The sequence below is a fragment of the Rhodococcus pseudokoreensis genome, from assembly GCF_017068395.1.
In the GTDB taxonomy this organism is placed as follows: domain Bacteria; phylum Actinomycetota; class Actinomycetes; order Mycobacteriales; family Mycobacteriaceae; genus Rhodococcus_F; species Rhodococcus_F pseudokoreensis.
Genome location: NZ_CP070619.1, coordinates 2102982 through 2116487 on the forward strand (window position 1 = coordinate 2102982; position 13506 = coordinate 2116487).

Genomic DNA, 13506 nt, shown 5'->3' on the forward strand with positions numbered 1-13506 from the left:
GTGATGCCCATTACAGAGGGCGTGTAGGCCGCACGGTTCGACAACCCGTCTCGGCCCCGCTCTCACTCGTCGTGAACTCGCGGTACACGCGCGAGAGACGGCACCGACCACGAGAAAGGGTGACCATGCCTTTCACCGAGACCGCCGTCGACTGGAGTCGGCTCTGGTCCGATCCGGCGATGCTCCGCCTGCGAGATGACCGCCGCAGCTTCTTCACCATCGCCTGGAGCGTGTTCGCGGTGGCCTTCTTCGCACTCGTCGGCTTCGCGGCCTTCGCCCCGGAGATCATCGCGAAACGCCCTGTGCCGGGCCTGAGCATCGGACTGATCCTCGCCTTGACCTATGTCGCGACCGTGATGAGCCTCGGCGCCTGGTACGTGCGCCGCGCACGTCATTGGGACACTCTCGCCGCAGCCGTGCTGAGCACGCCCACCACCACTCGGGAGCGGGAGGTCACGGGCAATGTCTGACGGATTCAACACCACCGCCGTTGCCGTCACCGTCCTGCTGCTGGCGATCACCTTCGTGGCGACCTACTTCGCCTCGCGCCGTACGAAGACCTCGGCGGAGTTCTGGACGGCCGGCGGCGGTATGACCGGACGCAAGAACGGCACCGCCATCGCCGGCGATTTCCTGTCCTCGGCCTCGCTGCTGGGGTACGCCGGGCTGGCCTACCTCTACGGCATGGACGGCATCGTCTACGCGATCTTCGCGTGCGGGATCTTCCTGATGGTGATGTTCCTGATCGCCGAAAAGCTCCGCAACCTTGGGCGTTTCACGTTCGCCGACGCCCTCGCCACCCGGCTGCGGTCCGGTCCGGTCCGCATCGTCTCGGCGATCTCGACGCTGTTCATCTGCGTCTTCTACCTGCTCGCCCAGATGGTCGCCGGCGGCGTGCTGATGGAGGCACTCGCCGGAATCGACTTCTCCTGGGGCGTCGTGATCGCCGCAGTCCTGATGCTGACCTATGTGCTCTTCGGCGGCATGCTCGCCACCACGTGGCTGCAGATCATCAAGGCCGTCGCCTTGATGAGCGTCGTCGCACTACTGGTGATCCTGGTTCTCGTCCGGATCGACCCCAACCCGCTCAACATCATCGAGCAGGCGATCTCACAGAGTAAATTCGGCGACCACTACCTGGCGACCGGCAACTCCTTCAAGGGGCCCTGGAACATCATCTCCATGGCGGTGGCCGTGACGTTGTCCGCCGTGGGCCTGCCCCACGTGCTGATGCGGTTCTTCACCGTCCCCGACGCCATCGAGGCCCGCAAGTCCGCGATCTGGGCGATCAGCCTGATCGGCGGATTCAACGTCCTCATCGCCTTCCTCGGCATCTCCGCGCGCGCCGCCCTCGGTGCCGGCGGGGAAGAAATCGCCGGCAAGGGCGGCAATCTCGCCCTGCCCGCCCTGACCGTGTGGCTCGGCGGCGGCGACGGCTTCGCATCCGACCTGCTGCTGGCACTGGTGGTCGCGGTCTCGATCGCCACACTCCTGGCCGTATCCGCCGGCCTGGTGCTCAGCGCGTCCAGCACGATCGCCCACGACCTGTGGGCCAAGACGTTCCACCGTCCCGAACGGGAGGAAATGACGGTCGGCCGGATCGCCGCAGTGGCATTGGTGATCGTCACCGTCGGCGTCACCCTGGCGATCGGCGGCACCCAGAACGTGACCTTCCTGGCCACGCTGGCGACGTCGACCGCGGCGAGCGCGAACTTCCCCGTGCTGATCATGACACTGCTCTGGCGGCGGATGCGCACCCTCGGGGCCGTAGTCGGCGCATTGTCGGGTCTACTGACGGCGCTGGCTTTGATCCTGACCGGTCCACTCGTGTGGCCGAGCCTGGCACCGCTGCTGTCGGATTCGCTGTCAACCACCGCCCCGTTCCCGCTGGCCTTCCCCATTCTGCTGTCGGTGCCTGCAGGATTCCTCGGCTGCATCGTGGGCAGCTACCTCAGTCGCGAGCCTGCCGACGACGCCGCCTTCGACGAACTTCAAGTGCGGGCCCTGACCGGGGCAGGTCTGGACAAGACGAAGACCCTCTCGCACTGATCCCCCACGGCGGCGTTCGACCGGAACTTGTGCTCTCCGGTCGAACGCCGCCGTGCATGCCCGATTGGTCGCCGATCCCCTCGCCGACCCCGACAAAAGGAGAAATGCATGTCCGTCAAGATCGTTGCGCTCATCACCTCGAAGTCCGAGCTCTCTCGCGACGAATTCCTCCGGTATTGGAACGTCGAGCACCCCCACTACGTCTGGAAGCTCCCCGAACTCGAGCGCTACGTGCAGAACCCGGCCATCGAGCACCGCAAGGACTGGGCGTACGACGGGATGGCGGAGCTGTGGTTCCCCTCGGTCGCCGCAGTGGCCCAGGCGTTCTCCTCACCGGAGGCCGACGCGGTGCGCGAGCACGAGGAAGAGTTCATCGGCGAGATCACCTGGTTCCTCGCCTCCGAGTCGGAGATCGTGCCGGTCTGACGGCTCCGTCTAGCTCAGGGTTCGCGCAGCACGCCCTCCTGGGTTGCCGAGGCGATGCGCGCACCCGCTTCGGTGGTGAAGTCGCAGGTGCACAGGCACCGACCGCCGGTGGCGATCGGGCTGGTCTGCCGACACAGCATCCAGTCGTTCATGGAGAACTGGCGGTGAAACCACATCGCGTGGTCGATGCTGGCACCGGCGATCACCCGGTTGCCGTACCAGGAGCGCCCGTGCGGCATCAGCGCCGGATCGAGCAAGGTCAGGTCGCTGACATACGCCAGCAGCGCGGCGTGCAACAGCGGCTCGTCCGGAACCTGAGCCGCCGCGCGCACCCAAAACCGCTGCTCGGGCTCGCGGGTACCCGCCGCGGCCAGCGCCTCAGGATGCTCGAGAAAGCGGAAATCGAACGGATGAGGCTGCGACCACCACGCCGGCAGCGCCGCGAACTCCACCTCGAGCCGCTGGTACAGCGGCAACAGCTCGTCCGGTGCCGTCTCGGTCAGCGGCGGGGACCATTCGTGCTCCGGGCCGCTCTGCTCGGTGGCGAACGACAGCTGCAGCGTCGCCAGCACTGCATCACCCTGGGTAGCGGTGACCAAGCGGGCGCTGAAGGAGCGGCCGTCGCGCAGAACCGTCACCTGGTAGCTGACGGGTACCTCCGGGTTTCCGCCACGCAGGAACAGCGTGTGCAGCGAATGCGGGTACCGACCCTCGGGCACTGTCGCCCCGGCCGCCATCACGGCCTGGGCGAGCACCTGCCCACCGAAGAGCCGAGGAAGTCTGCGCACCGCGGTCGGTCCATGGAACCGGTTACCCCCGGTGGGAGTCACACGCAGCGCGTCGACCAGCGATTCGAGTTGTTCGGCCGAGGCAATCACCGTCAGCGCCCTCCTTGTCGTCGACCCCGCCCCACGGGGCGGGGCGGGAACCATCGTTGACCAGTTCCCCCTCGAACGGTACCGTAAGCGAACGTACGATTGTTTGTCTAAGCGATACGGTCATACGAAGGCGACCCCATCCCGGGGCGTTCATCGGCACAGGTATTTCAAAACCCCAAGGAGTCCGGGCATGTTGTCCAAGGTCCTCGTCGCCAACCGCGGCGAAATCGCGGTCCGCATCATTCGCACGTGTGCAGAGGCCGGCATCGCCAGCGTCGCGGTGTACTCGGAGGCCGACGAAAAGGCGCTCCACGTGCGACTGGCCGACGAGGCGGTGCTGCTCGGCGCGGCGCCGGCATCCGAGTCGTACCTGGCGATCGACAAGATCATCGAGGCGGCCAAGAGCACCGGCGCGCAGGCCGTGCACCCCGGGTACGGCTTCCTGGCCGAGAACGCCGGGTTCGCGAAGGCGGTCGAAGACGCCGGTTTGATCTTCATCGGACCCCCTTCGTCGGCGATCGAGGTGATGGGCTCGAAGATCGCCGCCCGGGAGATCGCCGCGAAGGCCGAGGTCCCGCAGGTTCCGGGCTCGCCGGAGACCATCGACTCGGCAGCCGACGTGATCGCGTTCGGCGACGAGCACGGCTACCCGGTCGCGATCAAGGCCACCTACGGCGGCGGTGGCCGCGGCATGCGCACGGTCGCCTCCGCCGCGGACGCCGAATCCGCGTTCGCCTCCGCCAAGCAGGAGTCCGCTGCGGCGTTCGGCCGCGACGACGTCTACCTCGAGCGATACCTCTCCAGTGCCCGCCACGTCGAGGTCCAGGTTTTCGCCGACACCCACGGCAACGCGGTGTGGATCGGTGACCGCGACTGCTCGGTCCAGCGCCGGCATCAGAAGCTGATCGAGGAGGCTCCCGCCCCCGGCCTGTCGGACGAGTTGCGCCGCGCCATGGGTGAAGCATCGGTCCGCCTGGCCCAACAGGTCGGCTACGTCGGCGCCGGCACCGTCGAATTCCTCGTCGAGGCCGACCGGGACGCCTTCTACTTCCTGGAGATGAACACCCGAATCCAGGTCGAGCACCCGGTCACCGAGATGACCCTGGGCCTGGATCTGGTCGCCGAACAACTCGCCGTCGCCGCCGGCGAACCGCTGTCGATCACCGACTCCGGCGCCACCCCGCGCGGACACGCCATCGAGGTCCGCGTCAACGCCGAGGACACCCGCGGCGCCCTGTTCATGCCCAGTCCCGGCCCCATCGCCGCGGTGCAGGCACCCACCCGGGCCGGAGTCCGCTGGGACGGCGGCTACGAATCCGGCGACGAGGTCCAGCCCTACTACGACAGCCTGGTCGGCAAGCTCATCGTGTGGGCCCCCACCCGGGACCGGGCCCTGGACCGGTTGACCCTCGCACTCGACGAGCTGGTCATCGACGGGGTTCCCACCACCGTTCCGGCCGCGCGACAGATCATCGCGCACAAGGATTTCCGCAATGTCGCCATGCACACCAACTGGCTCGAACGCGACATCGACTTCGCCTCGTTGCTGCCGCCGGTCGAGGACCCCGCCGACCCTGACGACGAGGACGCCGACGAGGTGCAACTCCGCAACGAGGTGTGGGTCGGCGATCGCCGCTACGTGATCCCGTTCTTCTCGCCCACTGCCGCAGCAGTTCCCGGCGCCCCGGCGGCCGAGGCCCCGGCCAGGCGTGCGACCGGCGCGGGCAGCGGGCCGCGGAAGAAGCGCGGCGGGGGCGCTGCCGCGACCGGTGACGTCAAGAGCCCGATGCAGGGCACGGTCGCGCAGATCGACGTCGAGGTCGGCGCCCCGGTCGAGGCGGGGCAGATCCTCATGGTCCTCGAGGCGATGAAGATGCAGAACCCGATCCGTGCCGCCATCACCGGTGTCGTCGAGTCCCTGCACGTCGAGGTCGGCCAGGTCGTGGCCGCCGGAGTCGCTCTGGCCACCGTCGTTCCGGAAGCGCAGTGACATGACCCGATTCGGACAGCAGGTCGCCGTGGTCACCGGTGCCGGGGGTGGCCTCGGCGCGATCACCGCCTCGATCCTCGGCGACCTCGGGCTCGCCGTCGCCTGTGTGGACATCGACGAGGTGGCCGCCAAGCGCACCGCCACCGAACTGAACGACCGCGGCGTGACCAGCACGGCCTACGGCGTGGACATCACCTCGGAATCGGCGGCCGGCGCACTGTCCGAGGCCGTACACGCCGACCTCGGACAGGTCTCGCATCTGGTCAACATCGCCGGAATTCTGCGCCGCACGCATCTGGCCGACACCGACGCGGCATCCTGGCGACAGGTCATGGACGTCAACGTCACCGCCCCGTTCCTGCTCACCCAGGCCTTCGCAGACGACCTGAAGTCCGCCGAATACGGACGAGTGATCAACTGCGCCTCCTTCGCCGGCACCCGCGGCTACGAGTACCCCGCCTACGCCGCGTCGAAGGCCGCACTGATCAACCTGACCAGTTCGCTGCTGTTCGACTTCTGGGGCACCGCGGTCACCGTGAACGCCGTCGCCCCCGGCGCCATGGTCACCCCGATGCTCGATCACGCGGCGGCGCAGCGGATGGCAGAGAAGACGCCGACCGGACGCATCCTCGAACCCGACGATGTCGCCGCGGTCATCGGCTTCCTCGCCGGCCGCTCCTCCCGCGGGGTCAACGGCACCACCACCGTGATCGACGGCGGCGCCTCGCTCCTGTTCAGCTATCGCTGACCCGCACCACCGATTCGTAATCCACTACATCCCATACAGTTTGGAAAGATCATGACTGACATTCTCGACGAGAAGACCACCGCAGCCCCGGTGGGACCGCACGAAGAACTCGACGCCCGCCTCGCCGCGGCGCGCCTCGGCGGCTCGGAGAAACAGCGCCAGAAGCAGATCGACGCCGGCAAGATGCTGGTCCGCGACCGCCTCGAGCTGCTCTTCGACAACGGCTGGTCCTTCGAGGACGGCCTGCTCGCCCGCTACGACGAGGGCCTGCCGGGCGATGCCGTCGTCACCGCCGTCGGCAAGGTCGACGGCCGCGACATCGTCGTGATCGCCAACGACTACACCGTCAAGGCCGGCACCTGGGGCAAGCGGACCTTCGAGAAGATCGTGCGGGCACAGGAACTCGCCGACTCCACCGGTACCCCGATCGTGTACCTGTTCGACTCCGCCGGCGCCCGCATCGACGAGCAGTTCGAAAGCTTCGTCGGTCGCCGCGCCTGGGGCAACATCTTCTACAACCAGGTCCAGATCTCCGGTCGTGTCCCCCAGGTCTGCGCCCTCTTCGGCCCCTCCCCCGCCGGCTCGGCCTATGTACCCGCCCTGTGCGATCTGACGATCATGGTCCGCGGTCACGCGACCGCCTACCTCGGCTCGCCCCGACTTGCCCAGATGGTGACCGGCGAAGACGTCACCCTCGAGGAAATGGGTGGGGCGGAGATGCACTCGACCGTCTCGGGCCTGTCCGACGTCCTGGTCGAGGACGACGCGGAAGCGATCGCCGCGGTCCGGGTGTGGCTGTCCTTCCTGCCGTCGAACTGGCAGCAGGAGCCCCCGGTCACCGCACCGGCGGAACCGTCCGGACTGCGGACCATCAAGGAGATCGTCCCCGAGGTCGAATCCGAGATATTCGACATCCACGAGCTCATCGACTCCCTCGTCGACGACGCCAGCTTCTTCCCGTACAAGGACCTGTTCGCCCAGGAACTGGTCACCGGTTTCGCCCGCCTGAACGGCCAAAGCGTCGGCATCGTCGCCAACCAGCCCACCGTCAAGGGTGGGGTGATCTTCCCCGACTCCTCCGACAAGGCCGCCCGGTTCATCTGGATCTGCAACGCCTACAACATCCCGATCCTGTTCCTGGTCGACATCGCCGGCTACATGATCGGGTCCGAGGTCGAACGCCAGGGCATCATCCGGCACGGCGCGAAGATGATCTTCGCCGTCTCCGAGGCCCGCGTCCCGCGCATCACCGTGCTGCTGCGCAAGGCGTACGGCGGCGGCTACCTGGCGATGTCCGGTGCCCCGATGCAGCCCGACGCCCTGATCGCGCTGCCGACGGCCAAGCCCGCCCTGATGGGCCCGGACGCCGCCGTCAACGGCATCCACTACAACCGTATCCAGGCCATCGAGGACCCGGAGGAGCGGGCCGCGTTCATCGCCGAGAAGCAGGCCGAGTACGCCGCCGGGATCGACGTGTTCAAGATCGCCAACGAGAACGCCGTCGAAGCGGTCGTGCCCGCGAACGAACTCCGCAACGAACTCACCCAGCGCCTCGCCCTCTACCGCAAGCGGGACCGCACCGCCCCGGCCCGCCGCAACGGCGTCACCCCGGTATGAGTGCACCGGTGCTCGCACCGCGGCGGGAAGGCCTCACCGGTGTCGTCACCGGTGCGGGCACCGGGATCGGTCGGGCTTGCCTGGAACTGCTGGTCGACCACGGTGCCCGCGTCGACGCGTGGGATCGTAGCGACGAGGCGTTGGCAGATCTTGCCGGACGCAAGGATGTCGCAGCCCGCACTGTCGACGTCACCGATGCTGCTGCGGTCGCTTCGGCGGCCGCAGCAGCGGAGAAGCAGTGGGATCAAATAGATTTCGTTGTCAACTGTGCGGGCGCCTTCTTGGTGGGCCCGCTGGCCGAGGTGAACGCGGAATCAGTACGCTCCCTGTTCGACGTCAACGTACTCGGTACCACGCTCGTCACACAGGCACTGCTCCCCGCACTGAAGAGCAGCAAGGGTGCAATCGTGAATGTGGCGAGTGCGGTCGCGCTCAAGCCCACCGCCAGCAATGCGCATTACGCAGCCTCCAAGGCGGCGGTGGCGCACCTGACGCGTTGCTGGGCACTCGAACTGGGCCCCGAGGGTGTCCGGGTCAATTCCGTCGCCCCGGGCCCGACGCCCACCGCCATCTACCGGACGGCGGGGATGAGTGCCGAGCAGGAGTCGACGCTGCTGCGTGAGCGTGCGGCCGCGATCCCGCTGCGCCGTGTAGGCGATCCCGTCGACACCGCCAGGTGGATCGCCCGTTTCGCACTCGAAGACGACTGGACGACCGGTGTGGTGCTTCCCGTCGACGGCGGAATGTCTCTCGGATAGCGCCTCCCACCGATCTCCTCCCGAATCCCGGACCGTCACCGACGGTCCGGGATTTCTCTCGTGCCGCCCCCTGGCGAAGAGCGCCCGGATACCCCCGCTGACCAGGGCGAGCGAACTCCGTCGCGCTCGGCAATATCTTGGTCCCCCGGCTCGGCGAGCGCGGTGGGTGAACGTGCCACCGCTTGGTGAGTAAACGAATACTGCCCGCACCCCCGGAGTGTCAGCCAGGGTGCGGGCAGTACGTCTCTATGATCATCTCCGGCCGCTCGGCGTGGGCGGAGGCGGTGCGGAGATGCGCTGTTCGTTTCTCCACTGCCTTTGTGGACTCCAAGGAAGTGTGGAGAGATGGCCCCGCGGTCAGGCTCGCGTACCGCGGGGGCCGGTCGATCTAGCCGCCGACCTTCTGACTTGCGCCGGCGTCGATGGGCAGGTTGATTCCGGTGATGTACCGCGATTCGTCCGAGGCCAGGAACAGCACGGCGTTGGTGATGTCGATGGGCTCGACCCACGGGATGTTCGGCAGCGAATGCATGGTTGCGAAGGCGTCGCGGGAGTCCTCGAGCGTCGGGTGCGCGAGGTCGGGGCGGAAGAGTCCGTAGAAGGTCTCGTTCTGCAGGAGCTTGGTGTTGACGTTCGTCGGGTGGACCGCATTGACGCGGATACCCTTGGGGCCAAGCTCATTTGCGAGTGTGTGCATCAGCCCGACGATGCCGTGCTTCGCGGTGACGTAGTGGCCGACGTTCGGGTATCCGTTCAGGCTCGACGTCGATCCGGTGAAGATGACCGAGCCGCCTTCACCGCGCTCGACCATGTTCGGGACCGCGGCCTTGACGGTGTGGAAGACACCCGTGAGGTTGGTGTCGATCATGTCGTTCCACTGGTCTTCGGTCAGATCCAGGACCTTGTTGGCCGAGATGATGCCCGCGTTGGCGCAGACGATGTCGATCTTGCCGAATTCGGCGAGGCCGTCGGCGACCGCGGATTCCATCTGCTGCAGGTTTCGGACATCGGCCTGGGCGATGACGACGCGGCGGCCCAGTTCCTCGACTAGTCGCGCCGTTTCCTTCAGGTCGTCGAGCGAGGCCATCGGGTACGGCACGCTACCGATCTGGTCGGCGATGTCGATGGCGATGATGTCAGCGCCCTCTTTCGCCAGTCCGAGTGCGTGCGAACGACCCTGGCCGCGTGCGGCCCCGGTGATCAGGGCGACCTTGCCCTCCAAGCGGCTCATTGCGTTTCCCATCTCTCTCGATGTACTTCCCTGCCGATTTCGGCGGAGTAACTGATAAAAACGTACGTGCGTTTGTTTATATTGAGTGTGATCTGAGCGACAACAAATGTCAACCAGGTGATGATGCCGCTGCTGACACTCCCGAAGAGTGCGCATCAGGGGCGGCCGTCAATAGAGAATCGGAGAGGCACCGGGAAACGCGTTCCACGCCAATGAAATACCCGGCTGTAACGAGACCGGAACATCACGGTCAGATGGTTCTGATGACAGCCGACGAAGGGGCCGCCACCGCCTTGCCGATCGCCCTGCACTCGACGGCACGCGGCGCCATCCGACGGCGGTGCGGTGGTCGATGCCCGGCGCGACCTATCGGCCACAAGTTCATGTCGTCGCCGTACCCCCAGCCCGCCGGAGACCCACACGATGGAGGCCGGGGATACGGGTCAGGTCAACTGTCGCTCTCGACGCCGAGCTGTCGCAGCGCCATCTTGATGTAGGTGTTGACGACCTTGTCGAGCGACTTGGGCCCGCCGGGCTTGTACCAGGAGGACACATGTGCACCCTGAGCCAGTATCGAGTACGTCTGCAGTTTGGCATCGAGGATGTCCGCGCCGGTCTCCTTGGCCACATCCTTGATGAGTTTCTGCAGCAGACGCTCGTACTCGGCACGCTTGGCGAGGACCAGCTCCAGGTCTCCGTCGCTCAGGGCCCGGAGTTCGGTATTGCCGATGAACGTCTCCCGCGCATGCTCCGCGTGATAGCGGATGTGGCAGTCGACCGCCGCCTTGAACCGGTCCAGCGCACTCCCGTCGACACCGACGAGCGCCTGGTTCACCGCGTCGAGCAGTTCGTCCATGACCGACACCATGATGTCGGTCAGCAACTCTTCCTTACCACTGATGTGGTTGTAGAGGCTGCCGACCTGGATGCCGACCTCGCTCGCAACAGTGCGTAGCGACGTGGCCTCGTAGCCATGTTCGTAGAACAGGCTGGCCGCGGCCTCCCGAATGGCGACGTTGGTGCGCGCGCCGCCGCGTGTCACCCGAGCTGCTCGAGTCACTGTGCCCCTCCGAGGTAAATTGGTCGGTCCCCGCAGGGGCCGGCAAGCGGTCTCAGGAACAATCGTACGTTAGTCGATAGTTGTTCTCACCGATTGGTAACGCGGTTGTTACCAGCCCATCGTTGCCCGGATGTTGGTCTTGACAATCTTGCCGCTGGGATTCATCGGCAGGGCGTTCGGGCCCACGAGCGCGATCATCTTGGGAACCTTGTATCCGGCCAAGTGTTTGCGCAGGAACGTCGCGATCTCTGTCTCGGTGACAGTCTGACCAGGCCGCACGGCGATCACCGCCCGCACCTCCTCGTCCCACTCCTCACTCGGAACGCCGAGAACAGCGGCTTCCATGACAGCTGGGTGCGTGTGGAGCAGTTGCTCGATCTCCGAGCTGTACACGTTCTCGCCACCGGTCTTGATCATGTCCTTGGCCCGGTCACGGAAATACAGGTACCCGTTCTCATCGCGGACAGCGAGGTCACCGGTACGCAGCCAGCCGCCCTCCAGGACTTCCTTGGTGGCCTCCGGGCGACCGAAGTATCCAGTCATCAGGTTGGGGCCACGAACACAGATCTCCCCGATCTCCCCCACGGCCGTGGGCGTTCCGTCGTAGAGGTCACGCAGCTCGACCTCGGTGAGGAGGTATTCGGTGCCGATCGAGCCGTCGATTTCCGGCCGGAGCATGTCCTGCGGGAGCAATCGGGTGACCATCGGCCCGGCTTCGGTGAGGCCGTAGCGGAAGTACAGGTCGACATCCGGGATCAGCGCTGACACTGCCAGTTTGTCCGGCATGCGGAGCAACCCGGCACCGGTGTGCAGTGCCTTGAAATTGTTGCGGAACCCGTCGGTATCGAACGTGCCCGACTTGAGCATGCGCCGGATCATGTTGGGCACGAGGAACATGTTGGTGATCGACTCGCGCCCGACGAGATCCGCGATCTCCTCTTCCACAAACTTGTGGACGAGCACCGAACTGTTCCCCGTGACATAGAGGGGCAGGAACCAGCACAGGAGAGCGGCGGAGTGGAAGAGCGGTGTGACGACAAGGCCGCGATCGTTGGGGCGGCCGCCGATGCGGCAGTCGGCGATTTCGTTGACGGCATTGGTCAGGATCGCCGAGTGCGAGAGCACGACTCCCTTGGAGAACCCCGTGGTTCCGCCGGTGAACAAGATGCAGGCCGCGTCCGACGCTCCGACCTGAACTTCCCTGATCGGTTCCGACCGCAGCAGGTGGTCGAACTCGTCGCCCTCGTGCACGACGGTGACGGGCGCATTCAGACCACCGCCGGCCAACGCCTCCGCGATGGCGCCGTCGAAGCCGTCACCGACGAGCACGACGCGGGCGCCGGTCTCGTTGATGCCGTGAGCGAGCTCTTCGGTCGCCCATCGCCAGTTGTATGGGACGAAGGCGGCGCCGGCAGCGACGATTCCCAGGAAGGTCTCGATACTGAAGGCGGTGTTGCCGGCCAGGACACCGACGGTGTCACCTGGCTGGACGCCCTGCGTCCGCAGGCCCGCGGCGATCCGCCACGCTCGGTCGGCGAGTTCTCCATGGGTAAGCCGTCGCGTCCCGTCGAAGATCGCTTCACGCCCAGGCACCAGCCGCTCGTTGCGACGAATAGCGTCGACGAGAGTAAACATCATTCTCCTTAGCCGTACAGGTGTTGCTGTGGCCCCCAACACTACGGCAAACGTACGTACGTTCGCTAGTGCCCGTGTAGAGAACTTGGGACCACACCCCTGCGCACCGTATTCGGCATATATGATCCCCAGTGGCTGGGCAGGACCAGTCGTTCCCGGCCTCGCCGAGCTGACCGAGGAGGAGTACGCCCGCCGGACCGAACCCATCAGGCGAGGACACAGGCCCACCGACGACGACTAACGCACCACCGGCCCGAGTCTCACCGACTCCGACCGACGGCCCCAGAGGCGGGTCACGGGCCGACTGGCCGTTTCCCACCACAAGGGAGCCGTCGAAGTCGCAGCAACGCAAAAACTGCGCTGATCTGCACGTCTTCACGAGACGCTGCGTAAATGGTTTCTACAGCACCAACCCCGTCGTCCGGCAGGCCCGTAGGCCCCGTACCGGAAGTGTGCTGTTCTCTGGTGCGGACACTGCGGTTAGCCAGTCCACGCCCCTCGCCCGTAGTGCGCGCCCTCGCCCACAGCAAGCGGAATCAGGTGTGATTAGAGGTCCCTGTTACGCGTGATTACCGGTCAGTCAGTTCGTCGAACGACCACTGCCCACATCATCGCTCGCAATAGGTAAACGCCCCTCACACGGGGTGTTCACCCAATAGCGCCTGTTGGGTTCACCTATTGGGCCCGGGATCGGATTCGGATCCTGATATCGGCGCATTCAACGCTGTGACGCCCGTTTCCAGCGGATCTCCTGTCAATGTGCGAGACGTTCGACGCTGCGAGAGCAGCAAATTTGGAGAACCCGTGCCTGAGATTGGGTCATTTTCGGCGGACAGGCGAGGTCGGCTACCGGGATCCGTGGATTCCGGTGCCGGGGCGGGATCGCTATCTGCCCGGTCCCGTGGCGGCCAGGGATGTTGCGTGGCGCGTGGCGGAGTGGGTGCTGCGACGCCGCCGGCGGGGTCGGCGCTCGGGTTGTCCGAAGCCGCGGAAGTACCCGCGGTGCACATCGAGGCGGTTGCGCTTGAGGTCGGCGCACAGGCTCTCGATGCCGACCCTGCGGTGATAGGACGCCTCCCACGCGAGGGTGCCGCGCTGGAACGGCATCCGCATG

Annotated in this window: 12 protein-coding genes; 7 read left to right on the forward strand and 5 right to left on the reverse strand. The window is 66.2% G+C overall.

Annotation, left to right across the window (positions count from 1 at the left end; translation table 11 throughout):
- Nucleotides 1-125 precede the first annotated feature (125 nt).
- The 3 genes from JWS13_RS14990 to JWS13_RS15000 all read left to right on the forward strand — a co-directional run bounded on the left by JWS13_RS14990 (nt 126) and on the right by JWS13_RS15000 (nt 2475).
- Nucleotides 126-470 carry a DUF485 domain-containing protein gene (locus JWS13_RS14990; RefSeq protein WP_206006363.1) on the forward strand — a complete coding sequence of 115 codons (345 nt, stop codon included), beginning with the start codon at nt 126-128 and terminating at the stop codon, nt 468-470.
- Nucleotides 463-2049 carry a solute symporter family protein gene (locus tag JWS13_RS14995; RefSeq protein WP_206006365.1) on the forward strand — a complete coding sequence of 529 codons (1587 nt, stop codon included), beginning with the start codon at nt 463-465 and terminating at the stop codon, nt 2047-2049. The genes JWS13_RS14990 and JWS13_RS14995 overlap by 8 nt, the downstream gene beginning before the upstream one ends.
- 108 nt (nt 2050-2157) lie before the next feature.
- Nucleotides 2158-2475, forward strand: a complete 318-nt coding sequence (locus tag JWS13_RS15000; RefSeq protein ID WP_206006367.1) for an EthD family reductase — start codon at nt 2158-2160, stop codon at nt 2473-2475.
- 14 nt (nt 2476-2489) lie between these two features.
- On the opposite strand, the gene JWS13_RS15005 is transcribed toward JWS13_RS15000, so the two are convergent.
- Complete coding sequence (locus JWS13_RS15005; RefSeq protein WP_206006369.1) at nt 2490-3353, reverse strand: acyl-CoA thioesterase; 864 nt, start codon at nt 3351-3353, stop codon at nt 2490-2492.
- Between the two features lie 190 nt (nt 3354-3543).
- Between JWS13_RS15005 and JWS13_RS15010 the strand changes: the two genes are divergently transcribed.
- From JWS13_RS15010 to JWS13_RS15025, 4 genes are read left to right on the forward strand one after another with little or no spacing between them, the layout of a single operon-like run.
- Nucleotides 3544-5343: an acetyl/propionyl/methylcrotonyl-CoA carboxylase subunit alpha gene (locus JWS13_RS15010; RefSeq protein ID WP_206006371.1), complete on the forward strand. Its 1800-nt coding sequence runs from the start codon at nt 3544-3546 to the stop codon at nt 5341-5343.
- A gap of 1 nt (nt 5344) precedes the next feature.
- A complete protein-coding gene (locus tag JWS13_RS15015; protein ID WP_206006373.1) occupies nt 5345-6091 on the forward strand; it encodes an SDR family NAD(P)-dependent oxidoreductase in 747 nt (248 codons plus the stop codon).
- A gap of 51 nt (nt 6092-6142) precedes the next feature.
- Nucleotides 6143-7708 carry an acyl-CoA carboxylase subunit beta gene (locus JWS13_RS15020; RefSeq protein WP_206006374.1) on the forward strand — a complete coding sequence of 522 codons (1566 nt, stop codon included), beginning with the start codon at nt 6143-6145 and terminating at the stop codon, nt 7706-7708.
- Entirely contained in the window at nt 7705-8466 is a 762-nt protein-coding gene (locus JWS13_RS15025) for an SDR family NAD(P)-dependent oxidoreductase (RefSeq protein WP_206006375.1), read from the forward strand. Before JWS13_RS15020 ends, JWS13_RS15025 begins: the two co-directional genes overlap by 4 nt.
- A 388-nt stretch (nt 8467-8854) precedes the next feature.
- Here the strand turns inward: JWS13_RS15025 and JWS13_RS15030 are convergent, their stop codons facing one another.
- The 4 genes from JWS13_RS15030 to JWS13_RS15045 all read right to left on the reverse strand — a co-directional run bounded on the left by JWS13_RS15030 (nt 8855) and on the right by JWS13_RS15045 (nt 13499).
- A complete protein-coding gene (locus tag JWS13_RS15030) occupies nt 8855-9697 on the reverse strand; it encodes a mycofactocin-coupled SDR family oxidoreductase (protein WP_206006377.1) in 843 nt (280 codons plus the stop codon).
- A 448-nt stretch (nt 9698-10145) separates the two neighbouring features.
- On the reverse strand, nt 10146-10757 hold the full coding sequence (locus JWS13_RS15035) for a TetR/AcrR family transcriptional regulator (protein WP_241032201.1): 612 nt from the start codon (nt 10755-10757) through the stop codon (nt 10146-10148).
- 108 nt (nt 10758-10865) lie between these two features.
- The gene (locus tag JWS13_RS15040; protein ID WP_206006379.1) at nt 10866-12392 is read right to left on the reverse strand and encodes a class I adenylate-forming enzyme family protein; all 1527 of its coding nucleotides are present in this window, start codon (nt 12390-12392) and stop codon (nt 10866-10868) included.
- 885 nt (nt 12393-13277) lie between these two features.
- Complete coding sequence (locus JWS13_RS15045; protein ID WP_206006380.1) at nt 13278-13499, reverse strand: hypothetical protein; 222 nt, start codon at nt 13497-13499, stop codon at nt 13278-13280.
- Between the last annotated feature and the right edge of the window lie 7 nt (nt 13500-13506).